The sequence below is a fragment of the Halomonas sp. GFAJ-1 genome (assembly GCA_002966495.1).
In the GTDB taxonomy this organism is placed as follows: domain Bacteria; phylum Pseudomonadota; class Gammaproteobacteria; order Pseudomonadales; family Halomonadaceae; genus Vreelandella.
This window is the reverse complement of record CP016490.1, coordinates 3410418-3437400: the sequence shown is the minus strand read 5'-3', so window position 1 is coordinate 3437400 and position 26983 is coordinate 3410418. Positions and strand designations below refer to the sequence as shown.

General features: G+C 51.7%; 30 protein-coding genes. 19 read left to right on the top strand and 11 right to left on the bottom strand.

All coding sequences use genetic code 11. The features are described from left to right. Positions 1–22 precede the first annotated feature (22 nt). Both BB497_15505 and BB497_15500 read right to left on the bottom strand, forming a co-directional pair. The gene (locus tag BB497_15505; GenBank protein ID AVI64016.1) at positions 23–418 is read right to left on the bottom strand and encodes a thiol-disulfide oxidoreductase; all 396 of its coding nucleotides are present in this window, start codon (positions 416–418) and stop codon (positions 23–25) included. After that, entirely contained in the window at positions 415–1995 is a 1581-nt protein-coding gene (locus BB497_15500; protein ID AVI64015.1) for a deoxyribodipyrimidine photolyase, read from the bottom strand. Before BB497_15500 ends, BB497_15505 begins: the two co-directional genes overlap by 4 nt. 111 nt (positions 1996–2106) lie before the next feature. Between BB497_15500 and BB497_15495 the strand changes: the two genes are divergently transcribed. Beyond that, positions 2107–3180 (top strand): ferrochelatase, encoded by a 1074-nt coding sequence (locus tag BB497_15495; protein AVI64014.1) that lies wholly within the window; start codon positions 2107–2109, stop codon positions 3178–3180. A gap of 26 nt (positions 3181–3206) precedes the next feature. On the opposite strand, the gene BB497_15490 is transcribed toward BB497_15495, so the two are convergent. The 7 genes from BB497_15490 to BB497_15460 form a co-directional block, all read right to left on the bottom strand. Continuing rightward, positions 3207–3650 carry a Na+/H+ antiporter subunit G gene (locus tag BB497_15490; GenBank protein ID AVI64013.1) on the bottom strand — a complete coding sequence of 148 codons (444 nt, stop codon included), beginning with the start codon at positions 3648–3650 and terminating at the stop codon, positions 3207–3209. Positions 3651–3661: 11 nt separating this feature from the next. Beyond that, positions 3662–3931 carry a K+/H+ antiporter subunit F gene (locus tag BB497_15485; protein AVI64012.1) on the bottom strand — a complete coding sequence of 90 codons (270 nt, stop codon included), beginning with the start codon at positions 3929–3931 and terminating at the stop codon, positions 3662–3664. Next, on the bottom strand, positions 3925–4416 hold the full coding sequence (locus BB497_15480; GenBank protein AVI64011.1) for a Na+/H+ antiporter subunit E: 492 nt from the start codon (positions 4414–4416) through the stop codon (positions 3925–3927). The genes BB497_15485 and BB497_15480 overlap by 7 nt, the downstream gene beginning before the upstream one ends. After that, positions 4416–5948, bottom strand: coding sequence for a monovalent cation/H+ antiporter subunit D (locus BB497_15475; protein ID AVI64010.1), 1533 nt, complete (start codon positions 5946–5948; stop codon positions 4416–4418). The genes BB497_15480 and BB497_15475 overlap by 1 nt, the downstream gene beginning before the upstream one ends. Next, on the bottom strand, positions 5948–6289 hold the full coding sequence (locus BB497_15470; protein AVI64009.1) for a Na+/H+ antiporter subunit C: 342 nt from the start codon (positions 6287–6289) through the stop codon (positions 5948–5950). Before BB497_15470 ends, BB497_15475 begins: the two co-directional genes overlap by 1 nt. Further along, positions 6289–9117 (bottom strand): monovalent cation/H+ antiporter subunit A, encoded by a 2829-nt coding sequence (locus BB497_15465; GenBank protein AVI64008.1) that lies wholly within the window; start codon positions 9115–9117, stop codon positions 6289–6291. Before BB497_15465 ends, BB497_15470 begins: the two co-directional genes overlap by 1 nt. Positions 9118–9198: 81 nt before the next feature. Next, the gene (locus BB497_15460) at positions 9199–9441 is read right to left on the bottom strand and encodes a hypothetical protein (GenBank protein ID AVI64007.1); all 243 of its coding nucleotides are present in this window, start codon (positions 9439–9441) and stop codon (positions 9199–9201) included. Positions 9442–9492: 51 nt separating this feature from the next. On the opposite strand from BB497_15460, the gene BB497_15455 reads away from it, so the two are divergent. The 11 genes from BB497_15455 (at position 9493) to BB497_15405 (ending at position 19588) form a co-directional block, all read left to right on the top strand. Beyond that, a complete protein-coding gene (locus BB497_15455) occupies positions 9493–11841 on the top strand; it encodes a Na(+)/H(+) antiporter subunit A (protein ID AVI64006.1) in 2349 nt (782 codons plus the stop codon). Next, the gene (locus tag BB497_15450; GenBank protein ID AVI64005.1) at positions 11834–12265 is read left to right on the top strand and encodes a Na(+)/H(+) antiporter subunit B; all 432 of its coding nucleotides are present in this window, start codon (positions 11834–11836) and stop codon (positions 12263–12265) included. Before BB497_15455 ends, BB497_15450 begins: the two co-directional genes overlap by 8 nt. Positions 12266–12283: 18 nt before the next feature. Next, positions 12284–12631, top strand: a complete 348-nt coding sequence (locus BB497_15445) for a cation:proton antiporter (protein ID AVI64004.1) — start codon at positions 12284–12286, stop codon at positions 12629–12631. After that, complete coding sequence (locus BB497_15440; GenBank protein ID AVI64003.1) at positions 12628–14229, top strand: NADH/ubiquinone/plastoquinone; 1602 nt, start codon at positions 12628–12630, stop codon at positions 14227–14229. The genes BB497_15445 and BB497_15440 overlap by 4 nt, the downstream gene beginning before the upstream one ends. Then, positions 14226–14699, top strand: coding sequence for a cation:proton antiporter (locus BB497_15435; GenBank protein AVI64002.1), 474 nt, complete (start codon positions 14226–14228; stop codon positions 14697–14699). The genes BB497_15440 and BB497_15435 overlap by 4 nt, the downstream gene beginning before the upstream one ends. Continuing rightward, a complete protein-coding gene (locus BB497_15430) occupies positions 14699–14968 on the top strand; it encodes a pH regulation protein F (protein AVI64001.1) in 270 nt (89 codons plus the stop codon). The genes BB497_15435 and BB497_15430 overlap by 1 nt, the downstream gene beginning before the upstream one ends. Next, a complete protein-coding gene (locus BB497_15425) occupies positions 14961–15365 on the top strand; it encodes a Na+/H+ antiporter subunit G (protein AVI64000.1) in 405 nt (134 codons plus the stop codon). Before BB497_15430 ends, BB497_15425 begins: the two co-directional genes overlap by 8 nt. Before the next feature lie 411 nt (positions 15366–15776). Next, complete coding sequence (locus tag BB497_15420; GenBank protein AVI63999.1) at positions 15777–17228, top strand: deoxyribodipyrimidine photolyase; 1452 nt, start codon at positions 15777–15779, stop codon at positions 17226–17228. Beyond that, on the top strand, positions 17209–17655 hold the full coding sequence (locus BB497_15415) for a hypothetical protein (protein ID AVI63998.1): 447 nt from the start codon (positions 17209–17211) through the stop codon (positions 17653–17655). Before BB497_15420 ends, BB497_15415 begins: the two co-directional genes overlap by 20 nt. Before the next feature lie 73 nt (positions 17656–17728). Further along, positions 17729–18988 (top strand): murein transglycosylase, encoded by a 1260-nt coding sequence (locus tag BB497_15410; GenBank protein ID AVI63997.1) that lies wholly within the window; start codon positions 17729–17731, stop codon positions 18986–18988. A 27-nt stretch (positions 18989–19015) separates the two neighbouring features. After that, positions 19016–19588 (top strand): hypothetical protein, encoded by a 573-nt coding sequence (locus BB497_15405; GenBank protein ID AVI63996.1) that lies wholly within the window; start codon positions 19016–19018, stop codon positions 19586–19588. Positions 19589–19632: 44 nt separating this feature from the next. Here BB497_15405 and BB497_15400 read toward each other — a convergent pair whose 3' ends face one another. Continuing rightward, positions 19633–20346: a 16S rRNA (uracil(1498)-N(3))-methyltransferase gene (locus BB497_15400; GenBank protein ID AVI63995.1), complete on the bottom strand. Its 714-nt coding sequence runs from the start codon at positions 20344–20346 to the stop codon at positions 19633–19635. Positions 20347–20480: 134 nt separating this feature from the next. On the opposite strand from BB497_15400, the gene BB497_15395 reads away from it, so the two are divergent. The 7 genes from BB497_15395 (at position 20481) to BB497_15365 (ending at position 25190) form a co-directional block, all read left to right on the top strand. Next, a complete protein-coding gene (locus BB497_15395; protein AVI63994.1) occupies positions 20481–20957 on the top strand; it encodes a polyhydroxyalkanoate synthesis repressor PhaR in 477 nt (158 codons plus the stop codon). A gap of 131 nt (positions 20958–21088) precedes the next feature. Then, the gene (locus tag BB497_15390) at positions 21089–22375 is read left to right on the top strand and encodes a phosphoribosylamine--glycine ligase (GenBank protein AVI63993.1); all 1287 of its coding nucleotides are present in this window, start codon (positions 21089–21091) and stop codon (positions 22373–22375) included. A gap of 55 nt (positions 22376–22430) precedes the next feature. Next, positions 22431–22871 carry a hypothetical protein gene (locus BB497_15385; GenBank protein ID AVI63992.1) on the top strand — a complete coding sequence of 147 codons (441 nt, stop codon included), beginning with the start codon at positions 22431–22433 and terminating at the stop codon, positions 22869–22871. Next, entirely contained in the window at positions 22871–23743 is an 873-nt protein-coding gene (locus tag BB497_15380) for a phosphoribulokinase (protein AVI63991.1), read from the top strand. The genes BB497_15385 and BB497_15380 overlap by 1 nt, the downstream gene beginning before the upstream one ends. A gap of 70 nt (positions 23744–23813) precedes the next feature. After that, positions 23814–24155 carry a histidine triad nucleotide-binding protein gene (locus BB497_15375; protein ID AVI63990.1) on the top strand — a complete coding sequence of 114 codons (342 nt, stop codon included), beginning with the start codon at positions 23814–23816 and terminating at the stop codon, positions 24153–24155. Between the two features lie 50 nt (positions 24156–24205). Then, positions 24206–24847: a 2-octaprenyl-3-methyl-6-methoxy-1,4-benzoquinol hydroxylase gene (locus BB497_15370; GenBank protein ID AVI64376.1), complete on the top strand. Its 642-nt coding sequence runs from the start codon at positions 24206–24208 to the stop codon at positions 24845–24847. A 184-nt stretch (positions 24848–25031) separates the two neighbouring features. Next, positions 25032–25190 (top strand): DUF1328 domain-containing protein, encoded by a 159-nt coding sequence (locus BB497_15365; GenBank protein ID AVI63989.1) that lies wholly within the window; start codon positions 25032–25034, stop codon positions 25188–25190. A 126-nt stretch (positions 25191–25316) separates the two neighbouring features. On the opposite strand, the gene BB497_15360 is transcribed toward BB497_15365, so the two are convergent. Beyond that, positions 25317–26978, bottom strand: coding sequence for an energy-dependent translational throttle protein EttA (locus BB497_15360; GenBank protein AVI63988.1), 1662 nt, complete (start codon positions 26976–26978; stop codon positions 25317–25319). Positions 26979–26983: the final 5 nt, after the last annotated feature.

Here is a 26983-nt window from a genome sequence, read left to right as displayed (position 1 = left end):
CTGCATATGTGTAATCGGTTCATTATTTAGCTTGTCGTTTTTCCCACCACTGCCCTAGCCAGATTCTGCGGCGGGCAAAAAATCGGTAGCCTGCATCCATTGCGCTGCGCAGGCCCGGTAAGCAAGATAGCCTTACTAGCCGCCGGTAACCCAGTACTGCATAAAGGGCCCGGCTGGCATCCATGCCTACATACCATATCCCTTTATTATCAAGTAAGTGAAGCTGCCCCATCATGTCATCAAACGAACGCCCAAGTTTAGCGGCGTTGAAGTCGTTGCTTTGAATATCTATCAGTTTGACCCGCTCTTGATGTCGGTGCTTCGAAAGCCATTCAACTTCGACCCGACAAAAAGGGCAGTGACCATCGTGAAAAAGTGTGACGGGCGCAGCTGCTTGAAGCGTAGAAAAACGGCTCATTGATACGACTCCTTTTGATAACCTTGAGTGTGGCTAGGTAGCCCATAACCTGGGCGCGTTTCTAATGTTGAGAGAAACTGCTCTGCCTGTTGACGGATAGCCTCGCGCTTCTCTTCCTTCATGCGGGAAAGGGAGCCGTAAATCAGCTTCATCCTGGGGTTGCGATTTAGTTGCTCGGCGTTAGTTTCTAAAAAATGCCAATAAAGACTGTTAAGGGGGCAGGCGTTAGGCCCTGTTACTTGTTTAGGGGTGTAGCGACAGTGTTGGCAGTGGTCAGACATTTTGTCGATATACTTACCCGATGCACAGTAAGGCTTGGAGCCCATCAAGCCATCGTCGGCATGGAGAACCATACCCAGCGTATTGGGTAGCTCCACCCACTCGCAGGCATCGGCATACACGGCTAAGTACCAGTCGCAAAGCGCTTCAGGCTTTACACCACATAGCAGGGCAAAGTTACCCGTCACCATTAATCGCTGGATATGGTGGGCATAGCTATTGTCGATGGTCATTTGTATGGCGCGCTGTAGGCAGCGCATGTCGGTGTTTCCGTCCCAATAAAAATTTGGTAGATCGCGCTTGGCGCTGAGTCCGTTTTTTTGCTTATAGCTGGGCATTTGCGTCCAATAAAGCCCGCGTACATACTCCCGCCAGCCGAGTATTTGGCGGATAAAACCCTCTACGGCATTAATGGGGGCCTTGCCTATGTGATACTGTTGTTCCGCCGCTTCGCACACTTCATGGGGGGTTAGCAGGCCAATATTGAGGGCCGCAGATAGTCGAGAATGATATAAAAACGGCTCGGTATCACTAATGGCATCCTGATAGCGGCCAAAGTCCGCTAGCCCATGGTCAATAAAGTGTTTTAAATCTACCAGCGCTTGGCGGCGTGTCACGGGCAAGTTGAAGTTATCCAGTGACCCCATATGCTCGCTAAAATGGTGCTGCGCATCTCTGAGCGCTTCCCGGGTTAACTCATCTTGGCTGTGCTGGGGCAGCGCTGGAAAGCTAAGCGCTGCACTAATAGGTTCACGGTTATCGTGATCAAAATTCCACTTACCACCGGCTGGTGCATCGCCTTCCATCAACAGCCCCGTGCGCTTACGCTGTTCGCGATAGAAGTATTCTAGGCGCAGCTGTTTACGCCCTCTGGCCCAACTAGCGAAGTCGTCTGGGGTGGTGAAAAAACGCTCATCTTCTAATAATGTCCATGGCAAGGCGGCGTCTTTGCGCGCCGTTATATCGTTCCACAGTCGCCACTCTCCAGGGCGGGTAACACGTATCTGATCGCAGCCGTACTGTTTGGCAATCCGTTCGGCTTCATTAAGAAGTGACTGAGTGTTGTCTGCATCGTCAATTCGGCTGTAGTGAACCTGGAAGCCTTTATCTCTCAGGGTTTGGGCAAAGTGTCGCATGGCGGCCATAAAGAGGCCGATTTTATGTATATGATGGGGGACATAGCGAGCTTCATCCGCGACTTCGCACATGGCTACCACCGCATTAGGGGGGGCATCTTTTATCGCTGTGAGTGAAAGGGACAGCTGATCACCGAGTACGAGCAGTAAAGGCTTGGACATGAATTTGCCTATAGTTATACAAATAATGTTGATAGTATAACTTTATGCCGTAACTTTGCTGGAAAGTGTTACTATTTTAGCCATTAAAAGTAGTCTTTTAGGAGTAGACGTATGACCGATAGCGTTGTGAAGGATCAGCCAGGAGCAGGCCGCTTGGCCCACGCGCCAAGTGACCATCCGGCTGTGCCCCGTGCGAAGGTAGGGGTAGTGCTGGCCAATCTTGGCACGCCGGATGCTACCGACTACTGGTCAATGCGTCGCTACCTGAATGAGTTCCTATCCGACAAGCGGGTGGTGGATTATGCCGGTTGGAAATGGCAGCCACTGCTTCAGCTCATTATTTTGACGAAACGTCCCTTTTCGTCGGGTCATGCGTACAAAAGTATTTGGAATACCGATAAAAACGAAAGCCCTCTGCTAACGACTACCCGTGCGCAAACGGAAAAGATGGCCGAGCGACTCAAAGCCCTCTACGGCGATAATGTAGAGGTTGATTTTTGTATGCGTTACGGTAATCCCTCCACTGAAAGTGTGCTAAACCGGATGAAGGAGAAGGGATGCGAGCGCATCGTCTTTTTCCCGCTTTATCCCCAGTATGGTTCGCCCACCACGGCCACCGCTAATGACCAGGCGTTTCGTACACTGATGAAGATGAAATGGCAGCCTTATATTAGGACCGTACCTGCCTACTTTGAACACCCAGCGTACATTCAGGCGTTAGCTAACTCGGTGCAAGAGGCTTACGACAGTTTTGAAAGCCGCCCCACGAAACTGGTGGCGAGTTACCACGGGGTGCCGGAGCGCTACCTGTTAGAAGGTGACCCCTACCACTGCCAGTGCCAGAAAACGACGCGGCTAATGCGTGAGAAGCTTGGCTTCACCAAAGAAGAAGTAGATACCGCTTTTCAGTCACAGTTTGGCCCCGAAAAATGGGTAGGGCCACAAACCGTTGATCACGTGGCGGCGTTGGCTAAGCAGGGGCATAAGCACATCGCGATTATGTCACCCGCCTTCTCATCGGACTGTGTGGAAACACTTGAGGAGATTAAAGAGGAAATCCACGACAGCTTTATGGAAGCCGGGGGCGAAACCTTCAGCTATATCCCTTGCTTAAATGACCGGGATGATCATATCGATGCGTTGTTAGCCGTCGTGAATAATGAACTATCGGGTTGGCTGTGTTAATTATCTACCTGTATAGCGTAATGCGCTTATCTGCCACGGGTTTTTAGCAGCTGGCGGCGGCGGTTTTTGATACTGCCAGGGCGTTTGGGGCGGCCGGGTTTTGCTACTCGGTTTTGCCCCACATCTTCATCCAGCAGTTCAGGCAGTGAGCCACGAGTGCTGGTGGTAAAGCGTAAATGCATGTGTAGTCCTGTTTTTGCCAGCATGTGCCCTGTCACGGGGGCAGTTAAAAACAGAAACAGGGTAATTAATAGCTCTTGCATGTGGGGTTCACGCTGGGTGGTTGTAAAGTAAACCATTGAAGCAATCAGCACACAGCCGATGCCTAGCGTAGTGCCTTTGGTGGGTCCGTGTAAGCGCATGAAAAAGTCTTTGAACTGCAGCATGCCAAGCGAGCCAGTAAAGGCAAACATCCCGCCGCAAATAAGCAGAAGCGATACCAAAGCCTCAATCATAATAGCAAATGTCATGTCAGCCTCCGTTACTCGATAATATCGCCGCGTAGCAAGTATCGACAAATTGCCATGGTGCTGATAAAGCCGAGTAAGGCGATTAACATGGCAGCTTCAAAGTACGTTTTTGTGTTGAACCAAAGCCCAGCAATTACGATAAGCGCAATTGCGTTGACATACATGGTATCTAGCGCTAGCAATCGATCGGGTATGTCTGGGCCTATAAGTAAGCGGTAAACATTCATTGCGAGTGCTAACACTATTAGCGTCAAACTGATCCAAAGGGCGATGGCTAGCATTCGAAAATCTCCTTTATGGGACGCTCGTAACGCTCATGAATGTCTTGAATAAGAGCCTGCTCATCCTCCATATCCAATACATGAATAAGCAGCGACGTATGATCTAGCCGAATATTGGTGGAAACAGTGCCAGGCGTCATGGTGATGGTATTGGCCAAGAGAGTAATGGCTAGCCGATCCTGTACTTGTAGTGGGTACTCAATAAAGCCAGGGTGCGGTGTCCGCTTAGGGCTCAAAATTAATAAGCTAACGTGCAAGTTGGCGACTACGATATCGGCAAGTACCCGTAAGACAAAGCGTACGAGCTTTATAGGGTGTTTAACCCGGGGGAAAGGCAGCCAAAAAGCGCGGGTTAGCAGCGGTATGCCAATTGCTAGCAGCACCCCTAGTAGCAGTTGGCCGAAAGCCAAGCTTCTCACCATTAGAAGCCAGGTGATTAATAGTATTAGTGACAGGGCAGGTGCGGGAAAATAGCGGGCAAACATTACTGCTCCTCCTCATCGCGCAAAGCAAAATCTGAAGGATTTACTTCGGGCAGTATGGTCTGAATAGTCCGCTGTGGCGAAGCAAGTTGCTCAGCAGTGGCTTGGGTGTATTCGCTTACAGGCCCCGCCAGTAACACTAACAGCGGCGCGCTAATCAATAACCACGTTACGCCAGATAGCTGCAAGGGAGTGATACGTGGCCCGCTGGGAGCACCTTTGTAGCTCGCCCAGAAAAACACCGAGCCAGCCCGAGAGAGGGCAATCATGGCCGCTAAACCAGCCAAAAGTAATAGTGGCCACAGCCATGGCCTCTGTGCGCTATCCGCAGCCTGCATCAAGAGCAATTTGCCCAATGCCCCAGCTAAGGGGGGCAAGCCCGCCATGGCGACGGCTCCTATCAAAAACATACCGCCAAGCAGGGCTGGTTGATGAAGCTTGCGGGCACGTACTAAGCGCGTGCCCGCCTTGCCCCGCTGTAGACCGATCAGCTCAGCTAGCAGGAACAGCGCTCCAGCGATGAGCGTGGTGTGCACGAGGTAATAGAGCAAAGCCCCCGTGCCTGAGATGTGACCCATACCAGCCCCGCTCATTAGCGTGCCGACAGAAACAAGCACTAAATATGCCACTAGGGTGCGAAGATCACGAGCGGCTAAAACGCCAATGCCCGCCAACAAAAGGGTTGCCAAGCCGCCCCACCAAAGCCAATTATCGATATAAACAATGGCTGGGCTTTCCGAAAATACGAGCGTTTGAACCCGAAGCAGGGCGTATAAACCGACCTTTGTCATAATCGCAAACAGCGCTGCTACCGGTGCGGGCGCAGAGGCATAGGTGCTCGGTAACCAAAAATAGAGGGGTAAAATAGCGGCCTTCAAACTAAATACGACGGTAAGCAGCAAAGCCCCCGCGGTCACCAGCGCGGCATTAGCTTCATCCATCTGGGCAATGCGACGCCCCATATCTGCCATGTTGAGCGTGCCAGTGGCGCCATACAGTATCCCAAGGGCAATTATGAACAGCGCTGAACCCACTAGATTAAGCACAACATAGTGAAGTCCTGCGCCAATGCGCGCTTTACCACCGCCATGCATAAGCAACGCGTAGGAAGCCAGCAGTAAGATTTCAAAAAATACAAAGAGGTTGAATAAGTCTCCAGTTAAAAAGGCGCCGTTTAAACCCAGCAATTGAAGCTGAAAAATGCCGTGAAAGTTACTCCCGCGGCTATCATCTCCTGCGCTGGCAAACAGGATGCACCCTAAAGCCAGTACGGCGGTGAGTGCCACCATCAGTGCTGAGAGACGATCTAATACCAGCACAATGCCAAACGGTGCCTGCCAGTTCCCCAGGTTATAAATATTGATAATATCGCTATTGGCATGTACCAGTAGTAAGCCCGATAGCACCACTAATAGTGCGGTTGAGATAATGCTAATACGCCGCTGTAGCGCGCTGGGGGCTTGCCCCATGAGCAGTAAACCAAGCGCAGTCAGCATGGGTAAAAGAATAGGAAAAACTAGCAGGTGCTGGCTCATTAGCGGGTGCTTCCTTCTTCACCTTGCTTACCATCCACGTGGTCATTACCTAGCTCGGCGCGCGCTCGTATCGCAAGAATGACCATGAACGCAGACATGGCAAAACCAATTACGATGGCCGTTAACACCAGTGCCTGAGGGAGAGGGTCGGCAGGTGCGGCTGAGGCACCTATCACCGCCGCTGAATGGGTATGCAGGCCACCGGTTGAAAATAAAAACAGGTTGACCGCATAGGAGAGCAACGCAAGTCCTACGATAATTGAGAAGGTGCGGCCTCGAAGCAGTAAATAAATACCGCTAGCGCTTAATACTCCGGTTACCAACGAAAAAAGCAGCTCCATTACTTATTGCCCTCTTTTGATGCCGTTTGTTCCGTAGTTTTGAGCGTAGGGCGATGCGCTGTGGTAACGCTGCCCAGGTTCACCAAAATCATCAGTGTGGCGCCCACTACCGCAAGATAGACCCCCAAGTCGAACAGTAGCGCCGTTGCTAGCTCTGTTTTGCCAACAAGCGGAATATTAAAGTAGCCGAACGAGGAGGTTAAGAAGGGATACCCGAACAGCCAGCTTCCCAAGCCGGTGAGTACGGCTATGACAAGACCAATGACTGAAATAACTGGATACGATAGCGGCAAGCGGCGGCTGGTCCATTCGTAGCCCCGTGCAATGTACTGCAATAGTAGTGCAATAGCGGTAATCAACCCCGCAATAAAGCCGCCGCCAGGTTGGTTGTGCCCACGTAAGAAAATATAGACCGAGACAAGCAGTGCCAGCGGCAAAATGATTTGAGCGACTACTTCAAGAATCATCGGGTAGCGGTGGCGCGACCAGCGAATCCCTTCAAGGTTACCGGAGGGCTTAAACAGCCGCAGCCGGTTAAGCAGTTTATAGGTCGCTAGCCCGGCAAGAGTGAGTACGGTAATTTCCCCTAACGTATCGAACCCGCGGAAATCAACCAAAATTACGTTGACGACGTTGGTGCCGCCGCCGCCAGGCACACTGTTGGTGAGGAAGTAATCAGAAATGCTCAGCACTTCCCGGGTTAGAAGGGCGTAGTTCAATCCAGCAATAACTAACCCTAATGAACCTGCCAGTAAAACATCCCGTACGATTCGCTGCGAGGAGACCCAGCGAGGGGGCCGCTGAGGGAGGAAAAACAGGGCCAGTATTAGCAGTATCATTGACGCCACTTCAACGGATAGCTGCGTCATTGCGAGGTCGGGTGCTGAAAAGCGGATAAACGTAAGCGAGACAGTAAGCCCCACCATGGAAAGCATTAACAGTGATACTAGTCGCCAGCGGTGTGCAAGCGCGCTGCCAATGGCGCCAATCATCATCACGCTGGCACCTAGTAGGGTAAGCCCGTCAATTGGCTGCATGTCTATGTTTCCAGACAATGTATCCAATTGACTAAGGCCGAGAGCAGTCATGCCAAGAGCCGATAATAGAAGCAGCGCTTGATAACGCTGTAGGGAGCCGTTTTCTAAACGTAGCGTTATCCAAAGCGAGGCTTTAATAAGGCGGGTGACAGCTTTTTCAAACAGAGCCGGGGCGCTAGGTGTAGGTAGCAAAGAGGCTAAGCTGCTAATGTTTTTATGCCGCCACAATAAAATGATACCGCCGAGGATTGCGAACAAGCTCATTAAGAGCGGTAGGTTAATCCCGTGCCACAGTGCAAAAACGAAAAGCGGTGTGTTATCCCCTTGTACTGCGATGCTTGCCGTGCGAATGAGGGGAGCGGCTAGCGTCATGGGGAACAGGCCTACGAGCAGGCACAAGCAGGCAAGCATTAAACCCGGTAGGTACATGCCTTTAGGCGGGTCGTGGGGAGTGTGTGATTCCTCCGGCGGATTATCGCTAGGAGCAAAAAATACGCAATATACCAAGCGCAGTGAGTAAGCCACTGACAGGGTGGCGCCTACCAGCACCAGTAATGGAATCACGCTGCCTAGGCCACCAAATAGATCGGTGGCTAAGGCCTTGGTCAGCAGCATCTCTTTCGTTAGAAAGCCATTAAACGGAGGGAAACCCGCCATTGCCGCGCCGGCCATGAGCGTTAATGTTCCGGTGATAGGCATAAGGGACCATAACCCACCTAGGCGCCTGATATCCCGTGTGCCGGTTTCGTGGTCGATAATGCCAGCGCTCATAAACAGCGTTGCTTTAAACAGCGCATGGTTAAGAATATGAAAAAGGGCTGCGACAATCGCCAGCGGTGTATCCAAGCCAAGCAGTAGCACCACTAATCCAAGGTGGCTTACCGTTGAAAAGGCTAAAGTGCCTTTTAAATCACGCTCTAATAAGGCGAACCAAGCGCCGTACACGAGCGTAGCCAAGCCTGCTAGTGTTAGACTGATCGACCATAATGATGTGTCGCCTAATGCTGGATGTAGCCGAGCGAGAAGAAAAATCCCTGCTTTTACCATGGTGGATGAGTGCAGGTAGGCGGACACCGGGGTGGGCGCGGCCATGGCGTGGGGTAACCAAAAATGGAAGGGGAACTGGGCCGATTTAGTAAAGGCGCCCAGTAATACCAAGGCCATAATGACAGGGTAGGTGGATGCTTGGCGCAACTGATCGCCAGCGGCCAGTACGTCGGGCAGCGCAAAACTACCTACTTCATGGCCTATAAGCAAAATACCGGCTAGCAATGCCAAACCGCCAGCACCAGTGACGGTAAGGGCCATGCGTGCTCCGCGCCGCGCATCACTACGGTGTCCCCAAAAACCAATCAGTAAAAAAGAGGCAACGCTAGTAAGTTCCCAGAACAGCCATAAAAGCAGCAAATTGTCGGCCATGACAATGCCGAGCATAGCGGTCATGAACAGCATCATGTAAGAGAAGAACCGCCCGTCATTTTCGCTGCTAGAGAGGTAATAGCCCGCGTAAATGATGATTAAACTGCCGATGCCCAAGATGAGCAGACCAAACAGTAGGGTTAGGCCATCAACTCGTAGGGCAAGGTCTAGTCCTAACAACGGTATCCAGCTTAGCTGCTGTGATACCGTACCATCGTCTAGTAGTATTGGCAGGTGGCTAAGCAGTAAGGCTAGGGCGGTAATGGGAACGATTGCTGTCGCGGCGGTGCAGAACAATCGTCCGCGAGAGACGGTTAGTAACGGCACTAACGTGCCAACCAGGGTTAACAGTGGTATCCATAGCAGCGGCATTGCTAGCGTTCCACATTCTGGGCGGCAGCGGATGCTATCAATAGATAGACTACGCTGCAGATAAGGACTGAGGGGTTAGTGCTAGCGAAAAGGCGCGTTAAGATGCATGACTGGTAACCCGCAGGTGCCTGATATAAGGTTTATAACCTGAAGATTCCTGTTATCTAACACGGCCTTGTCTGCTAACGCAGCCAAGTTTATAGAGGCAGCCGCTTGGATGGTAGGCGACTTACGCCTATCGTACTTTAGTGTTACATCATAGGCATAAGTGATTCTATGCCCGCTTGCAGCCTTGGATAATAGTGAAAAGGCGTCATGCCGCATGGGGTTTTTCCATACGGGAAAAGCAGTTTGTTACTCAGGAGATTTTGCTAGATGCAACTCGCCGTATTATTAGGATTTGTGCTGGCCGCGTCGTCGCCACTGCTTAACCGCTGGTTTGGTCAGCGTGCAAGCATGGTGCTAGCGCTGTATCCAGCCTTGATGGCTGCTTGGCTATTCAGCCAAGCCCCCTCAGTACTTAATGACGGCCCGTTGCTACTGGAATGGCAGTGGGTACCTTCGCTAGGCATTAGCTTGACGTTTATGCTTGATGGGTTATCACTGCTCTTTGGGCTGCTGATTACCGTGATAGGCACCTGCGTTTTAATTTACGCAGGTGGCTACTTAAAAGGGCACGAGGATATTGCGCGCTTTCATTTAGCACTGCTGGCCTTCATGGTCTCGATGCTTGGGTTAGTGCTTGCTGACGGGCTGATTACCCTGTTTATATTTTGGGAGCTCACCAGTATTACCTCTTACCTGCTAATCGGTTTTAATCACACCGATATTGAGGCGCGGAAGTCGGCACGTCAGGGGCTGTTTGTCACCGTAGCGGGCGGCCTTGCGCTGATGGCAGGTCTAGTGCTGCTAGGTGTGGCAAGCGGTGGCTGGTCATTCTCAGACATCGGCCAAATGGAGAGCGACTTGCGTGAGCATGCTCTTTATACACCTATGTTAATTTGCTTACTGCTTGGCGCTTTTACCAAATCGGCCCAGTTCCCTTTCCATTTCTGGTTGCCCAACGCCATGGCGGCGCCCACCCCTGTATCCGCTTACTTACACTCGGCGACCATGGTGAAAGCGGGCATTTATCTACTGGCGCGGTTGCAGCCGGAGTTAGGCGGTACAGCGCTGTGGGTAGGTATTCTCTCTGTAGTGGGTGCGACTACGATGCTTACGGGCGCTTTCCTGGCGATCCAGCATACCAATATTAAGAAGCTGCTCGCATACTCCACCATCATGGCCTTGGGCACCTTGACCATGCTAGTGGGGATCGGCACTGATTATGCAATGACTGCCTTTGTGACGTTCTTGCTGGGCCACTCCATGTATAAAGGCGCGCTCTTTATGGTGGCCGGTATTTTGGATCATGAAACCGGCACCAAAGACGTGACGGCCATGGGCGGGTTACGCAAGCAAATGCCAATAACGGCAGCCATTGCCATGATAGCGGCACTTTCGCTAGCGGGTGTGCCGCCGCTCTTTGGATTTATCGGAAAGGAGTTGATGCTTGAGGCAGTGTTTGGCGCTGATGGGTTCAGAGCATTATTGATACTCTTTGCGTTTATGTCTGCCATTCTAACCATCGCGGTGGCGGCGATTATTGCCCTACGGCCGTTTTATGGGCATCGCCACGAAACGCCTAAAACACCCCATGAAGCACCTTTTAGTATGTTGCTTGGCCCAGGCTTATTGGTAGTGGGGTCACTTTCGCTGGGGCTGCTCCCCGCCGTACTGGGTGGCGATGCACTCTTGACAGCGGCCGCAACGGCGGTGGCCGGGAAGCCGCTAGCGGTATCTCTCTCGCTTTGGCACGGCATTAATGCTGCGTTGATTATGTCGATCGTTAGCCTCGGGCTGGGCTTTTTACTGTTTAAGCGGTGGGATCGCGTTCGCGCAAAACTGTCTATATTGGCGCCGGTCATGCGCCATGGTCCTGAGGCTGGCTACGAAGGATTCATGAACGGTGTTGTGCGCTTCTCCGAGTGGCAAACGCATCTGCTGCAAAACGGCTACATGCGAAATTACATTCTGGTGATGCTGCTGGTGCTTATTGGATTGATCGGCAACTCAATCTTGCTGCGTCACTCCCCCCAGCTAGCGTTTACGTTGGATGTTCGCTTTCACGAAATAATCGTTGTGGGCACGATGGTGATGGGTGCGCTCTTTGCGACGATTTCCCGCTCTCGTCTAGGTGCTGTGGTGTCCGTCGGCATTATGGGCTTCTCTATCGCGCTGCTCTTTATTCTCTTTAGCGCTCCTGACCTGGGGATTACCCAGCTACTGGTCGAGACCCTTACCGTTATCTTACTGGTATTAGTATTGTTCCGGTTGCCGCGGTTTTCGAACCTCTCAACCAGTCTTGAGCGTATACGAGACGGCTTTGTCGCAGCCATGATGGGGGTGTTGATTTTTCTGCTCATCATGACTGCGTGGAGTATCGATCAGTTTGAAACAATCTCCACCTATATGGTGGAGAATAGCGCGCCGCTGGCACATGGCCGCAATATCGTAAACGTCATTCTGGTGGATTACCGTGCACTCGACACCTTAGGAGAAATGTTCGTTCTTGCATTGGCCGCGATTGGCGTAATCGCCATGCTGAAGCTGCGTCATGACACCACTGGTGATAAAGCCAACGAGGGCGACAAAAATAGCGCTAAGGAGCCGTACGATGGTTAAGTCAGGCACCATTATTCTTAATACGGCCGCGCGCTTTTTAATGCCGTTGCAGTTAATGTTTTCGGTCTTTTTATTGCTGCGTGGCCATGATGAACCCGGCGGTGGGTTTATTGCCGGGCTAGTGGCAGCAGGGGCGTTCACGCTCTACCTGTTTGCATTTGGCGTCAGTGCCACTAAAGCAGTGCTGCGTATGGTGGACCCCCGGGATTTGATTGGCGTGGGGCTACTGCTTGGCATGATCTCTGTGGTGCCAGCTTGGTTTATGGGGCAGCCCTTCCTAACAGCTCAGTGGTGGACGATCCCTGTTATCGATTTTAAAGCCTCTACCCCGCTTATTTTTGATGTTGGGGTTTACCTTGCGGTACTTGGCTCGGTAATGGGAATGGTCATGGCCTTGATGGAGGTGGATAAGGATGAACCCTAAGTTAACAGGAGGCCTTCAATGGAACCAATAATGGCATTGGCGATTGGGCTACTGTACGCCGCCGCCATTTTTATGATGCTTCGCCGCTCAATTGTTAAATTAGTGATTGGCCTATTACTGCTTTCCAACGGCGCCAATCTACTTATTTTTACAACGGCCGGAATGACAAGAGGCGCACCCCCCTTGATACCTGAAGGCATGCTGCAGCCTTTGGGAGAGGTGGCTGACCCGCTCCCCCAAGCGGTGGTTTTGACCGCTATTGTGATCGCTTTTGGCGTGCTGGCGTTCGCGGTGGTATTGATTCGCCGAGCCTACGAGATTGTTAAGGCAGATGATTTGGACAAAATGAAGGATACCGACACGTGAGGCCTGAAGTTGCACTTCCCGTCCTGTTGCCGCTGCTTTCTGGAGCAATTTCACTGCTTTTTTGGCGTTCACGCCCTATGCAGCGCTTTTTTGCTGTTGCGGGCAACGTAGCGCTCCTGCTAGCTAGTTTATGGCTGTTTGTTGCAGTACTGTCAGATGGCTACGTCACTATGCAAATGGGCAATTGGCCAGCGCCCTTTGGTATCACGTTAATCGCGGATATGCTCAGTGCGGTCATGATACTGATGACAGGTATCATCGGGTTGGCGATGGGGGTTTACTCGCTGGCCTCGACCGGCCGAGGGCATGAAAAGTTTGGCTACTATCCCCTTATGCATTTGCTGTTAGCAGGGGTAGCCGGTGGCTTTCTAACGGGCGATATCTTTAACCTCTACGTATGGTTCGAGGTCATGCTGGTTGCCTCGTTTGCGCTGCTGATCTTGGGCGGTGAGCGGGCGCAGATGGAAGGTGCAATTAAGTACGTGACCTTGAACCTGCTGGCATCGGTTATCTTCTTAACCGCCATTGGCCTTTTATACGGCACTGTCGGTACGCTCAATATGGCCGATATTGCGCTGCGCTTGGACGAAGCCGAGCACAGCGGCATGGTTGAAGTGTTGGCCGTCATGTTTATGGTGGCCTTCGGTATTAAAGCGGCAGCTTTTCCACTGTTTTTCTGGTTACCGGCGTCTTATCACACCCCACCGGTGGCGGTTTCGGCGCTGTTTGCCGGTTTGTTAACAAAAGTGGGCGTTTATTCACTTTTCCGTGTCTTTACACTGATGTTTGATCAGACCATGGGGTACCTGCAGGATATTATGCTGTGGGGGGCCGTGTTGACCATGGTGACTGGCGTGTTAGGGGCGGCCGCCCAATATGAGTTCAGGCGTATCCTCTCTTTTCACATCGTTAGCCAGATTGGCTACATGATATTGGGGCTGGCGCTTTACACTCCCTTGGCGATTGCCGGTGGTGTTTTTGCCATCATGCACAACATTATTGTTAAGACGAATCTTTTCTTGATCAGTGGTATCACCCATCGTTTACAAGGTACTTATCAGCTTAAAAAAATGGGCGGGCTTTATCGTGAGCGCCCATGGTTAGCCGTTGCCTTCTTTATCTCTGCCTTTTCGCTGGCGGGTATTCCCCCGCTATCGGGTTTCTTTGCCAAATTCGTGCTGGTGCGGGCTGGCATCGAGGCCGGGGCTTATGTAGCGACGGGTATTGCCCTTGCAGTGGGTGTTATGACGCTTTACTCCATGGTGAAAATTTGGAACGAGGTGTTTTGGAAGGCCTTGCCAGAAGAGAATCACGTGCCTGCATCGCAAACCCCCGTGGGGGATGATGGCCGCTTATTGAAACCTAGCCTTTGGATTATGTACCTGCCGGTAGTGGTATTAGCCGCGATGTCGCTGTTAATAGGTGTCTTTGCGGAGCCCATTATGCAGGTAATGAACCTTATTGGTGATCAGCTCATGACGCCCGCTGGTTATATTGAAGCAGTATTGGGGCCTTCTGCCAGTGCTGAGTCGGCGCTGCTAACGCCCACCGAGATACAGGCAGAGCAGGTAGGTGAAAGCATGGAGGGAACCCCATGACCGGTGCAATTTGGAACCTTATGCTAGGCTTGGCCTGGGTGCTGTTAAGCGGCGACTTTTCAGGGCTGAATATGCTGGTCGGTGTGGTGTTTGGCTATATAGCGCTGGTGCTCATTGAGCCGCAGGTAGACTCACTAAAAGGCTACCCAGCGCGAGTGCCAAGAATAATTGGCTTTATTTGCTTTTTTATCAAAGAGCTAATGCAAGCCAACCTACGCGTAGCGTTTGACGTGCTCACGCCTCCTTGGCATATGCAGCCTGGCGTCATTGCCTTCCCCCTTTCGGCCCGGACTGAAATGGAAATTACCATGGTGGCGAGTCTTATCTCGTTAACACCAGGCACACTAAGTTTAGACGTGTCTGATGATCGTAAAGTGCTCTATATTCATGCGATGTTCTTAGATGATGAAGATGAGCTACGGCGCAGCCTTAAAAACATGGAGCATCGCGCACTGGAGTTATTTCGTTGATGGATACCGTTATATTAATCAGCCAAATTATTATGGGTATGGCGCTTGTCTTGACTTTTGTACGAGTTGTGCGAGGCCCTAGCCTGCCAGACCGTGTAGTAGCTTTGGAGCTTTTCTCTACCACGGTGGTTGGTCTGGTGGGGGTCTACGCTATTCAGTCTGGCGTGGCGAGCTTTCTTGATGCTGCCATTGTTATTGCACTAATGGGCTTTTTGGCGGCCATTGGTTTTGCACGCTTTTTGGAACGTGGGGGGCCGCGGGATGATTGAGTTTATCAAAGGTACGCTGCTGATAGCGGGCTCACTATTTATGCTGCTAGCGGCCATTGGCCTATTACGTTTGCCGGATCTATTAACCCGCATGCATGCCACTACCAAGGCGGCTGCACTAGGGGTAATTTTGATCATGCTCGCAGCAGCCATGCACTTTGCAGAAGTGGGTATAGTGGCCCGTTCGTTTGCCATTATTGTGTTTATTCTAATGACGGCGCCGGTAGCCGCTCACGTGATTGGCCGAGCAGCCTACTTTGTTGGTTCACGGCTATGGAGTGGCACCGTTAAAGATGAGCTGCGCCCTAACTATGATCCGCTAACCCATGAGCTAAAAAGTGGCCTTGAAACCCACGAAAACGCTAAACGTCATCCACGGGAAACTGATCCCAGTTAAGCAGACGCTAAACGCTATTGTTAATGGCGGCCGCACAAACATCACCGTTAATGTGGGTTTGAGATTAAGCTCTCTCCGCTCGCTATCAGCACAAGCCATCCTACGGGGTGGCTTTTTTTACGCCTGAAAATCACAAATAGCGCCGTATAAATATATTTTTCATGTACAATAATTGTACCAATGTGTTCGGCGTGTCTATCTTTTGAGGTTACATTTAAGGTTAGCGCGCTGCGAGATACAGAGAAAGACTCATGCATCACAAGCAAAATCTACCGCAAAAAGAGTGCGCCCACTGCTTACGCCCCTTTAGTTGGCGAAAGAAATGGGCGCGCTGTTGGGATGAAGTGCGCTACTGCAGCGAACGCTGTCGTCGCGAATCCAAGCAGTAAAGCACGCCTAGGAGGCAAGTGCATGACCACTACGATTGACATTGTCTGGCTGCAAGACAACTTGCGCGTAGCCGATAATCCGTTATTACAATTTGATTCTCCTCCTGAACAATTGCTTTGCCTTTACGTGCTAGATCAGAACTGGTTGCAGCCTTGTGTGGCAGGAGAGCCAACGCCCAGGTTAGGCCCTGCCCGGCTGAGGTTTCTCTGGCAAAGCTTAATGGAACTCCGTGGCGAGCTGTTGCAACGTGGCAGTGACTTATTAGTGCGTATTGGCGACCCTGCTGAGGTGGTTGTTCAGCTAGCAACGTCATTAAATGCCCGGCAAGTCCGAACGGCAGCACACTCTGGTAGCGAAGAAGTGGCACATATCGCTAAAGTGTCACAGCAGCTTCCAGCCTCAATTCAGTTAGCCTGTGTTGATAGTGGCTACTTAATTAGCGCCGATACGTTACCCTTCGCAGCAGAGCTGCTGCCCGCAAATTTTTCAGCATTTCGTAGAAGTGTTGAAAAACAATGTGTCATTGCTCCCCCTATGCATGCGCCAGTGACCTTGCCATCCTGGCCAGACGCGCCACGTGGCTTTCCGCCGCTTAAGTCAGTATGCCAAGACAGTGATGCATGGCAGCCGGATGATCGGCAAGGCTTTACGTTTATAGGCGGTGAGGCTGCTGCAGTCGATAGGCTGAAGAACTATTTGTGGCAGCAAAAAGGGGGTGAGTCGTATAAGAAAACTCGCAATGGTTTATTAGGTGCTAGTTTTTCGACGCGACTTTCTCCCTGGCTAGCGCGCGGCTGCTTATCAGCGCGGCAAGTCCATCAAGAGGTTAAGGCATGGGAAGAGGTGAACGGCAGCACGGAGTCAAGCTACTGGATTATTTTTGAACTGCTGTGGCGCGACTATTTCCATCGTGCAGCCCAGCTTGAAGGCCGTTTACTGTTCGGTCGTGAAGAGTTACCCGAGCCAACCGAAGCCTTTAATGCATGGCGCAACGCTTCCACCGGTGTGCCTTTTATTGATGCTGCTATGCTTGAGCTTTATCGTACTGGGTGGATATCTAATCGCTCGCGTCAGAATGTAGCGAGCTTTTTGGTAAAAGATTTAGAGGTAGATTGGCGGCTAGGCGCGTGGTGGTTCGAACACTGCTTGATTGATTACGACGTTGCCAGTAATTGGGGCAACTGGCGCTATATTGCAGGCGTTGGACGTGACCCCCGTCAGGATCGCTATTTTAATGTACTCAAGCAGGCTGGGCACTATGATCCAAAAGGGCTGTATGTTGCCTATTGGCTACCCGCTTTAGCGTCACTGCCGTGTGGCTTAGAGCGTCATCAACCTTGGCGCGTAGCGCCGACGCAGTTCCCTGAGCCACTGGTGATGCCTGACGAGTGGCAGCGCTGGTTGATTGCGGAAGCTGAGCCTTTAAATGCCGAGCACAAACAAGGGGGGAGTAATGAAGCTGCTGTGCAGTGATCGCCGTTTAGCCTGGGGATTGGGCGTTGCTGGGTTAATTCCTTTTGCGGTTGCGCTGTTGCTCGTATGGTGGGGCCCTACTGTGTGGCAAGTAGTGGCCACTTACAGTTTTGTTTATTACAGCGCGGTGATCCTATCTTTCTTAGGTGGGGTGCATTGGGGGGCGGCTGTTCAAAACGCTCAGGAGGGCAGTCGCCGCCGATTAGTGCTCGCTATGGTGCCGAGTTTACTTGCTTGGCCAGCACTCATGATGAACACAGTCTCTGGTCTCTGGATTTTATTAGCGGGTTTTATACTAATAGGTGGTTACGACATGAGCCGCGAAGGGCGGGTCGGTTTTCCTCGCTGGTACCTTCTGCTTCGCGCTGTGCTTACGTTGGTGGTTGCTATTCTCCATGGGTTTCTGTTGTTACGCTTACGCGGCTAGCGCGGGGCTAGTATCTGTCGGCTTTCTACGTCATTATCAGGCTCACGCTAAGGATTGCCGAGAGAGTGTTGCTATGTTATTGAAAAATAAAGGGTCACTAGGTTCTGGTGCGGCGTTTTGCTTATCATTACTGCTCGCGACAGGTGCGGCCTCTGTAGTGAGTGTCGACGCACAGGCGAGCCAGCGGTTAATGACTGAAGTAGATGCGCGGGCAGCAGAAGAGCTTCGCTATGCCAGTTTTAATCAATGGTTGAGTGAGTTTAGGCGTTATGCTGCTGCTCAAGGCATTAGTGAAGCAACGCTTGTTTCTGCTTTTGACGGGCTGCGCTATCGCGAGCGTGTCATTGAACTTGATCGCCATCAGCCTGAGTTTGTCCGCCCGATATGGGACTACTTGGACACGGCTGTGTCTAGTACACGTATCAATAATGGTCGTGAAAAGCTTGAACAGCATCGTGACACGGCTCTCGAAATGCAGCGACGCTATGGTGTTCCCGCTGAAATTATTGTCTCGATTTGGGGTATCGAAAGTAACTACGGTAGCAATTTTGGCGACTTCTCAACGCTAGAGTCACTCGCGACGCTGGCGTATGACGGGCGCCGCCAGGATTTTGCCCGGGGAGAGCTTCTCGCCGCGCTGCGGATTATAGATCAGGGGGATATCGCCGCTGAGCAAATGCGCGGTTCGTGGGCAGGGGCTATGGGACATACTCAGTTCATACCCAGTAGTTTTGAAGCCTATGCAGTGGATGGCGACAACGACGGCCGCCGTGATATTTGGGGTAGTATTCCTGATGTGATGGCCTCAACGGCCAATTACTTGGCGCGTGCTGGCTGGCAGTCAGGGCAGCCGTGGGGCGCAGAGGTCGTGCTACCGTCATCGTTTGATTATTCGCAAACCGAGCGGCGCAGTAGTGCGGAGTGGGCAGCGCAGGGTGTACGTGCGGTGAGTGGTGAGCTTCCAGCATTTGAGAGCGCTGCCGTTATAGTCCCTGCGGGGGCAGAAGGGCCTGCCTTTATAGTAGGGGCTAATTTCCGCGCTATTTTGCGTTACAACAACGCGACCAGCTACGCGTTAGCCGTGGCGACACTTGCCGACGCCATTGCTGGTCGAGCGGGTATCAGCGGCTCTTGGCCGAGAGATCAGGCACCTTTAACCCGTGATGATGTCAGAACTCTCCAGCAGCGTTTGAACAGTGCTGGTTATTCGGTGGGTACCGCAGACGGTATTATGGGACCCAATACGCGGGAAGGAGTGCGCGCTTTCCAGCGTGATCAGGGGCTGACGCCGGATGGTTTCGCAACCCAGGCGTTGCTGGATCTGCTTCGCTAATTAATTTCTCAACAGGGACGAGATGCAATGGGTAAAACGTTTTTAGGCGCGACATGGGCAGGCGCATTAGCAACTACGGTAATGGTCGGTACCTTAATGATAGGTACCAACGCTAACGCTGAGAAGCCTGATGTCTTTGGTTGGGTTGAAAATGCCACTATCGAGCCTTGGGGTATTGCGGTTAAGGCGAAGTTGGATAGCGGCGCCCTTACGTCATCGATGGATGCACGTGATATCGAGCTTTTTGAAAAAGCGGGCGAAGAGTGGGTACGTTTTCGCCTAAAGCTCGAAGATCAAGAGAGTGGTGAAACGTTTAGCGATCAAATTGAGCGTCCACTATATCGCGAGCTTACGGTGCGAGGCGCCGGGGGACGCGATGAACGTCCAGTAGTACTGATGGATGTCTGTATGGGCGATACACTTTACGAAGAGCAGTTTAGCCTGCGTGATCGCGAAGAGATGATCTACCCACTGCTCTTAGGCCGCCGCACGATCAGTCACTTAGGCTTGCTTGATGTACGTAGCACGTTTTTGCAAAACCCTAAGTGTGGGGATAATGCAGAGCACGTGCCTTACGACCCCGACGATGAGCAGACCTAATGAGTGTGTAATCACAGGCGCAGGGTCGTCTGTCTCATAGCCTCTTAAAACAGCCGTGATAACAGCGCTGTAACTGCCGTTTCGACCCGCAGAATGCGAGGGCCTAGGTGCATGCCTTGGCAGCCTGCGGCAAGCAACTGCTCTACTTCCCACTCTATGAATCCCCCTTCTGGGCCAACAAGCAGCAGCGTTTCATCGCTAATGCCTCTAGGGCATGGGTTTGGCATGCCGGGGTGGGCGACTAAGCCACGCCGTTCATTCAGCAATGCCGGCAACTGCACCTCAATAAACGGCCTAAAGCCTTTACGTAGAGTGATGGTGGGCAGCTGAGTATCTCTGGCTTGTTCAAGGCCGAGTAACAGGTGCTGATGTATTTTATCCGGGCGAAGCTCTGGCGACTGCCAGTAACTTTTCTCTACCCGCTTGGTGTGCAGCAGAGTGATCTGTTTTACCCCTAGGGCAGTGACGTGCTCCAGGGTGCGAGCCAGCATGCGAGGGCGAGGCAGGGCCAGTACCAAATGAACGGGCAGGGGAGGTGGCGGTAATTCTTCTAACTGGCCTAGTGAGAAAATAGCTTGCTCATGGCTTAGCTCAATAAGTTCGGCTTTGCCCATGTTGCCGCCTTGAATGCCCACGTTGAAGCTTTCGCCTTCGGTGGCGCGATTAACCTCTATTAAATGTTTGAGACGGCGGGCATCGGTAATGCGAACATGGTGGTCAGCGCCTATGTCGTTGGGATCAAGCAGAATCAGGTTCATGGTGGTCGTCTATTGTCATAAGAGAGGCTCGCTTAACGCGGCTAATCGGTTAAGCTGGCTTGCATGAGCGTGTGTTGCAGGCACAATACCAGCAACGGCGACAAAAGCCTCTATCACGTTTAAGGAGATGCGCAGTGCGCGTAATTCGCAAATATGCCAACCGCAGGTTATACGATACTCAACAGAGTCGTTACGTAACGCTTGAAGATCTGCGGTGTTTGATTATTGAAGAAGAGCCTTTTCGCGTCGAGGATGCTAAAAGCGGTGAAGACTTAACGCGCACGATTTTACTGTCGATTATTATCGAACAGGAGCAAGCGGATAGCGAGGCAGAGGTGTTTTCTAATGACCTGTTGGCCCAGTTGATTCGTGTTTACGATATGTCTTCTCCGCTACCTTTGGCTCGCTATCTTGAGCAGGGCACTCAGCTGATGCTGGAACAGCAAAAACGTATGCAAACCCAGTGGAAGCAGGCCATGCGCCATTCGCCCATAGAGTTTATGCGCGAACTGGCGGAAGAGAACATGCGTTTTTGGCAAAAAGCGATCAACCAGCCAACGCCACCGGAAGACGAAGAGAAGCCGGAACCTAAAGAGGATAAAAAGCCGTAACGCCACTGTTCATAAGCCGCTACTTATCCACGTTGTCGCTGTCAGAGCCTCTACTTACACATAAGACCACTTGGGGCTGCGTTGTGGCATAATGCGCCCCATAAACGCTCTCTCGTTTAAGAAGGACGACCATGAAAGTTTTGATGATAGGTGGCGGTGGCCGTGAACATGCGTTGGCATGGAAATTGGCTCAATCTAGTGATGTCGAACAGGTGTTTGTCGCCCCAGGTAATGCGGGCACGGCAACGGAGCCTGGCCTCACCAATGTTGATATTGCCGCGACCGATTTGGCTGAATTAGTCGCGTTTGCTCAGCGCGAGCAAATTGGTTTAACTGTAGTAGGGCCTGAAGCCCCCTTGGTTGACGGTGTTGTTGACCGTTTTCAGGCAGCAGGGCTAACGATTTTTGGTCCTACTCAACAGGCCGCTCAGCTGGAAGGCTCCAAGTCGTTCACGAAAGATTTTTTGGCCCGCCATAAAATTCCTACCGCTGACTATCAAACATTCACCACCGTAGAGCCAGCGCTCGCTTACTTAGCGGAAGTAGGCGCGCCGATTGTGATTAAAGCGGACGGGTTAGCCGCTGGTAAAGGCGTCATTGTGGCGATGAGTGAAGCGGAGGCGGAATCAGCGGTTCGCGATATGCTTGACGCTAATGCTTTCGGGGACGCGGGTGCTCGCGTGGTTATTGAAGAGTTTCTTGAGGGAGAAGAAGCGAGCTTTATCGTCATGGTGGATGGTGAGAATGTGGTGCCAATGGCCACTAGCCAAGACCACAAGCGTGCCTACGATGGCGACACTGGCCCAAATACGGGAGGCATGGGTGCATATTCACCAGCCCCGGTAGTTACTCCAGAAGTAGACGAACGCATCATGGAGCAGGTCATTCTGCCAACCGTGCGGGGCATGGCGAAAGAGGGCAATGCGTATACGGGCTTTCTTTATGCTGGGCTTATGATTGACGCCGAAGGAAATCCTAAAGTCATTGAGTACAACTGTCGCTTTGGTGATCCTGAAACACAGCCAATTATGCTGCGTTTGCAGTCAGACCTTGCTGCACTTTGCTTGGCTGGAGCAAAAGGCGAGCTTGCCGGACAGCAGTGCGAATGGGATAGCCGGGCTGCTGTAGGCGTTGTGATAGCGGCAGGCGGTTACCCGGGTAGCTATCGTAAAGGCGATGTTATCCAGGGGTTGGAAGCGGCAGAGAAAACACACTGTAAAGTTTTTCATGCAGGAACCGTGCAAACCGATCAAGGCAGTATCGCCACCGCTGGCGGCCGAGTGCTGTGTGTTACCGCGTTAGGAGAGAGCGTATCTGCTGCGCAGCAACTGGCCTACCAAGGCGTCAGCAAGATTCACTGGGATGGCGCAGAGTATCGCCGGGATATTGCGTTTCGTGCCATTGCTCGGGAAGAGTGAACACGAATCAAAAGAGTACGTTTTACCGCCTGTTTTCACCGATAAGGAGTCATGTATGGAGCGAGTTACGCTGGAGTTTCCTGCGGCAGCGGTTATTCATCGTCACCCCTTAACGGTACGAGTAACCGATATGAATTACGGGCGACACTTGGGGCATGATGCCCTGGTGTCGCTGCTCCACGAAGCGCGGGTGCACGCCTTCGCGGCACTTGGCTTGCCGGAGTGGGACATGCAGGGGTATCCCAGCGTGGTGGTGGATTTGGCGGTTCAGTATCAATATGAAGCACGCTGGCCTGATGCACTGGTTATTGATACGGCGGTACCCGAGCCGACCGGCAAAGCACTCACGGTTTACCAGCGTATTCGCAACGCTGAAAAGGATAAAGTAGTAGCGACCGCGAGGGTGAATCAGCTGCTGCTGGACCTTTCGACTGGGCGGCCTGTGGATGTTCCTGAGAGCGTTAAACAGGCCTTAGCCCAGGCGAGGGGAACCTAATGTCCCGGGAGTACCCCATCATTGGGATAACTGGCTCATCAGGCGCGGGAACCACCACGGTTAGGCGTAGCTTTGAGCGCATGTTCCTACGTGAAGATGTGCATGCTGCTATGGTAGATGGCGATGCGTTTCATCGTTATACCCGTGATGATTTGCAGCGTATGTTCCGTGAAGAGCCAGAGCGCAAAGATGAGCTATCTCACTTTGCAGTGGAGGCTAATCTTCTTGATCGGCTAGAAGGGCTTTTTGTTGAGTACGGCGAACACGGAACCGGCACTTTCCGCCACTATATTCATGCCGAAGATAAGCAAAAAATCGAAGCAGGGTATCGGGTGGGCACCTTTACCGAGTGGCAGTCTCTACCTTGTGGCACGGATCTGCTTTTTTATGAAGGGTTGCATGGCGGGTTGGTGACCCAGGAGTATGATATTGCGCGCCATGTTGATTTGTTAGTGGGTGTCGCGCCAACCATGAACCTGGAATGGATCCAGAAAATTGACCGTGATACGAAGCTCCGTGGTTACTCTCAAGAAGCGGTCATCGATACTATTCTAGGGCGTATGGATGACTATGTGCGTTATATCCAGCCGCAGTTCTCCCGTACACACATTAATTTTCAGCGGGTGCCTACGGTAGATACCTCAAACCCCTTTGAGGTGCAGGATATTCCAACGGATGCAGAGTCGTTCGTGGTCATACGGTTTAGGGACCCATCAACGGTAGACTTCCCTTGGTTATTAGCGATGATTAAAGACGCCTTTATGACCCGCCCACATACCTTGGTAGTGCCTGGGGCACGTATGTCGCTGGCGATGGAGTTGATACTAGCGCCTTTGGTGCGTCATTTGCTCGCTCAACGCCGTTTTCGCTAGCCTATTGGTTTACGTTTGAACGTGTTGTTGTATTGAAATTCGCTTTATTACAATAATGAAGGAGGCCGCTATGGAATGCCTGTTTTGCAAAATTATTAACCGTGAAATTCCCGCCGATATCGTATTTGAGGATGAACATGTCCTCGCCTTCAATGACATAAGCCCTCAAGCGCCTACCCATCATCTCATTATCCCTAAAAAGCACATTGCAACGCTAAACGATATTGAGTCAGGTGACTTGGCGATTATTGGTCGATTACAGTACACCGCTGCTCAGTTAGCTAAGCAGCAAGGATTTGCCGATGATGGCTATCGTGTAGTCATGAACTGTAATGAAATGGGGGGCCAAACGGTTTATCACATTCATATGCATCTAATGGGTGGGCGCCAATTTACGTGGCCTGCAGGTTAGTAGGGCAGGTAACGTCGCCCACAACACTGCTTAACGGAGTAAGCGTTATGATGGAGCGTCAGCTGAGCCGTTCAGATCGTCTAATTGTTCACATGGATAGTGCTTTACGTACCCTGGTGCCTAATGCCGTTGTGGCAAGCCGAATCAACCCAGCCGCTGCCGTTGCTGAAGTGGCGCTGGATGAGTTTGAGCGTCAACATGTTGCCGGGCTGGTACGGGCGGCCCATATTGCGACAGTAGGTGTTCAGGGGTTTTATCAAGGGCAAATGGCGCTTATTAAACTGCCGGCTTCACGTCGGCAAATTGAGTCACTGTGCGGGGAAACGCTGGACCATCTTGCCTGGTGCCATCAGCGGCTTGCCCAGCTTAAGAGCCGCACAAGTTACTTTACACCTGTTTGGTATGGTTTCTCTCTTGGGCTGGGATTAACAGCGGGCGCTATCGGCGACCGTTTTGGTTTGGGTATGACGGCGGTCACAAAAGAATTAATGAGCCAGCAACTCAGTGAGCAGTCCACCCAGTTGCCTGTTGAAGACCTTAATTCTCGTCCCCTTTTTCGTCAAATGGCGGCGGATAACGGCCATCATGCTCGGCTTGCTATTGAGGCTAGTGGCACCCGGTTTCCCACGCCGATCAAGTGGGGAGTGGGTCTGCTGGCCAGTGGCGTTATGAAAATTGCCTATTATGCGTAGGGTTGGCGGATATTTGTCCTTGACGGATAGCGTTTTATAGCCAAACCTTATGAGGGTAAGTAGTCGATAGGCGGAGAAAAGTGCCCTATAAGCGCTGAGATAGATATGCTTTCGAGCGTATTCTCTGATGACAGGATTATTATCGGCTATAGCAGAAACGTCACCATGGAAAAGGAGTAAGACGATGCTAGGCAATGCAATGCTGTTTTTGATTATCGCCATTATTGCGGGTGTATTAGGTTTCTCAGGTATCGCTGGGGTAGCTTCAACTATTGCTCAGGTTTTATTTGCAATCTTTTTGATTCTGTTTTTGGTATCGATTTTTACCGGTCGGCGTCGTTGAAGTGACGTAATGTGAGAACAACAAAAAGCCCCTGTCTATATATAATAGCCAGGGGCTTTTTGCTACTTAGATGCTTTGCTTATACAAGCTAGGTGTGGGCCGGTAATAGCTCTTTAGGCATCAACTTTAGGCATCAATGCGCTTATATTTCATTCGCTTAGGTGTATCGTTGCCGACCCGCTTTTTATGATCAGCTTCATAATCTGTGTAGTTGCCATCAAAGAACACTACTTCAGAGTCTCCTTCAAATGCCAGAATATGCGTCGCGATACGGTCTAAGAACCAGCGATCATGCGAGATCACCATGGCGCAGCCAGGGAAAGCCAATAACGCTTCCTCAAGTGCCCGTAGAGTCTCAATGTCCAGGTCATTAGAGGGTTCATCCAGCAACAGCACGTTTGCGCCCTGTTTCAGCGTCTGTGCAAGCTGGAGTCGGCCACGCTCACCCCCGGAGAGTTCGTCTAGCCGCTTTTGCTGGTCGTTACCCTTAAAGTTGAAACGGCCAACGTAAGCGCGTGATGAAACTTCATACCCGTTAATATTGAGAACATCTTGGCCATCGGAGACGGCTTCCCAGACGGTTTGCTTATCATCCAGTGCATCGCGAAGCTGTTCGACATAAGCGATATTGACCGTTTCGCCAATCACCACCTCGCCTGCATCAGGCTGCTCTTTGCCTGTGATTAGCTTAAACAGTGTCGATTTACCTGCACCGTTACCGCCCACAATGCCCACGATAGCGCCCTGAGGAATACTAAACGACAGGTCTTGGTAGAGCAGTTTGTCATCAAAGCGCTTAGCCACGTTGTGAAAGTCAATGACCTTATCCCCTAGGCGTGGGCCAGGTGGAATATAGATTTCATTGGTTTCGTTACGCTTTTGAAAGTCGCCTGACTGCATTTCTTCAAAACGGTTAAGGCGAGCTTTGCTTTTAGCTTGGCGTCCTTTAGCGTTACTGCGTACCCACTCAAGTTCTTGCTTAATCGCTTTTTGGCGGGTGGCTTCTTGCTTCGCTTCTTGAGAGAGGCGCTGATCCTTCTGCTCAAGCCACTGAGAGTAGTTGCCTTCAAACGGGATGCCTTGACCACGATCCAGCTCTAAAATCCAGCCAGCTACATTATCAAGGAAGTAGCGGTCGTGGGTGATAGCCACTACGGTGCCGTTGTAGTCGTGGAGGAAACGCTCCAGCCAGGCAACTGATTCTGCGTCCAAGTGGTTAGTAGGCTCATCCAGCAAGAGCATATCTGGGCTGGAGAGCAGCAGGCGGCAAAGCGCCACGCGACGGCGCTCACCACCGGATAGGTTGCCTACTTTGGCATCCCAGGGCGGCAGGCGCAGGGCTTCGGCTGCAACTTCAAGCTTTCGCTCAAGGTTGTGTGCGTCAGCGGCTTCGATAATGTTCTCAAGGCGCGCTTGTTCACTGGCTAGGGCATCAAAGTCAGCATCAGGTTCGGCATAGGCAGAATAAACGGCATCCAGCTTCTCTTGGGCTTCTTTAATAGCGCCTAATGCTTCTTCAACAGTGTCGCGCACACTCTTTTCGTCATCGAGCTGCGGCTCCTGGGGGAGGTAGCCCACATTAATGCCAGGCATCGGACGAGCTTCACCTTCAAACTCTTTATCGACACCGGCCATGATCCGCAGCAGTGTGGACTTACCAGCACCGTTCAAGCCGAGCACACCAATTTTGGCGCCAGGGAAGAACGATAGCGATATATCCTTGAGAATTTGCTTTTTGGGTGGCACAACTTTGCCAACCCGGTTCATGGTGAATACGTATTGCGCCATGGAGA

Coding starts and splice junctions, on each gene's coding strand:
- BB497_15505 (AVI64016.1), bottom strand. CDS start 418: ATGAGCCGTTTTTCTACGCTTCAAGCAGCTGCGCCCGTCACACTTTTT.
- BB497_15500 (AVI64015.1), bottom strand. CDS start 1,995: ATGTCCAAGCCTTTACTGCTCGTACTCGGTGATCAGCTGTCCCTTTCA.
- BB497_15495 (AVI64014.1), top strand. CDS start 2,107: ATGACCGATAGCGTTGTGAAGGATCAGCCAGGAGCAGGCCGCTTGGCC.
- BB497_15490 (AVI64013.1), bottom strand. CDS start 3,650: ATGACATTTGCTATTATGATTGAGGCTTTGGTATCGCTTCTGCTTATT.
- BB497_15485 (AVI64012.1), bottom strand. CDS start 3,931: ATGCTAGCCATCGCCCTTTGGATCAGTTTGACGCTAATAGTGTTAGCA.
- BB497_15480 (AVI64011.1), bottom strand. CDS start 4,416: ATGTTTGCCCGCTATTTTCCCGCACCTGCCCTGTCACTAATACTATTA.
- BB497_15475 (AVI64010.1), bottom strand. CDS start 5,948: ATGAGCCAGCACCTGCTAGTTTTTCCTATTCTTTTACCCATGCTGACT.
- BB497_15470 (AVI64009.1), bottom strand. CDS start 6,289: ATGGAGCTGCTTTTTTCGTTGGTAACCGGAGTATTAAGCGCTAGCGGT.
- BB497_15465 (AVI64008.1), bottom strand. CDS start 9,117: ATGCCGCTGCTATGGATACCACTGTTAACCCTGGTTGGCACGTTAGTG.
- BB497_15460 (AVI64007.1), bottom strand. CDS start 9,441: ATGCGGCATGACGCCTTTTCACTATTATCCAAGGCTGCAAGCGGGCAT.
- BB497_15455 (AVI64006.1), top strand. CDS start 9,493: ATGCAACTCGCCGTATTATTAGGATTTGTGCTGGCCGCGTCGTCGCCA.
- BB497_15450 (AVI64005.1), top strand. CDS start 11,834: ATGGTTAAGTCAGGCACCATTATTCTTAATACGGCCGCGCGCTTTTTA.
- BB497_15445 (AVI64004.1), top strand. CDS start 12,284: ATGGAACCAATAATGGCATTGGCGATTGGGCTACTGTACGCCGCCGCC.
- BB497_15435 (AVI64002.1), top strand. CDS start 14,226: ATGACCGGTGCAATTTGGAACCTTATGCTAGGCTTGGCCTGGGTGCTG.
- BB497_15430 (AVI64001.1), top strand. CDS start 14,699: ATGGATACCGTTATATTAATCAGCCAAATTATTATGGGTATGGCGCTT.
- BB497_15425 (AVI64000.1), top strand. CDS start 14,961: ATGATTGAGTTTATCAAAGGTACGCTGCTGATAGCGGGCTCACTATTT.
- BB497_15420 (AVI63999.1), top strand. CDS start 15,777: ATGACCACTACGATTGACATTGTCTGGCTGCAAGACAACTTGCGCGTA.
- BB497_15415 (AVI63998.1), top strand. CDS start 17,209: ATGAAGCTGCTGTGCAGTGATCGCCGTTTAGCCTGGGGATTGGGCGTT.
- BB497_15410 (AVI63997.1), top strand. CDS start 17,729: ATGTTATTGAAAAATAAAGGGTCACTAGGTTCTGGTGCGGCGTTTTGC.
- BB497_15405 (AVI63996.1), top strand. CDS start 19,016: ATGGGTAAAACGTTTTTAGGCGCGACATGGGCAGGCGCATTAGCAACT.
- BB497_15400 (AVI63995.1), bottom strand. CDS start 20,346: ATGAACCTGATTCTGCTTGATCCCAACGACATAGGCGCTGACCACCAT.
- BB497_15390 (AVI63993.1), top strand. CDS start 21,089: ATGAAAGTTTTGATGATAGGTGGCGGTGGCCGTGAACATGCGTTGGCA.
- BB497_15385 (AVI63992.1), top strand. CDS start 22,431: ATGGAGCGAGTTACGCTGGAGTTTCCTGCGGCAGCGGTTATTCATCGT.
- BB497_15380 (AVI63991.1), top strand. CDS start 22,871: ATGTCCCGGGAGTACCCCATCATTGGGATAACTGGCTCATCAGGCGCG.
- BB497_15375 (AVI63990.1), top strand. CDS start 23,814: ATGGAATGCCTGTTTTGCAAAATTATTAACCGTGAAATTCCCGCCGAT.
- BB497_15370 (AVI64376.1), top strand. CDS start 24,206: ATGGAGCGTCAGCTGAGCCGTTCAGATCGTCTAATTGTTCACATGGAT.
- BB497_15365 (AVI63989.1), top strand. CDS start 25,032: ATGCTAGGCAATGCAATGCTGTTTTTGATTATCGCCATTATTGCGGGT.
- BB497_15360 (AVI63988.1), bottom strand. CDS start 26,978: ATGGCGCAATACGTATTCACCATGAACCGGGTTGGCAAAGTTGTGCCA.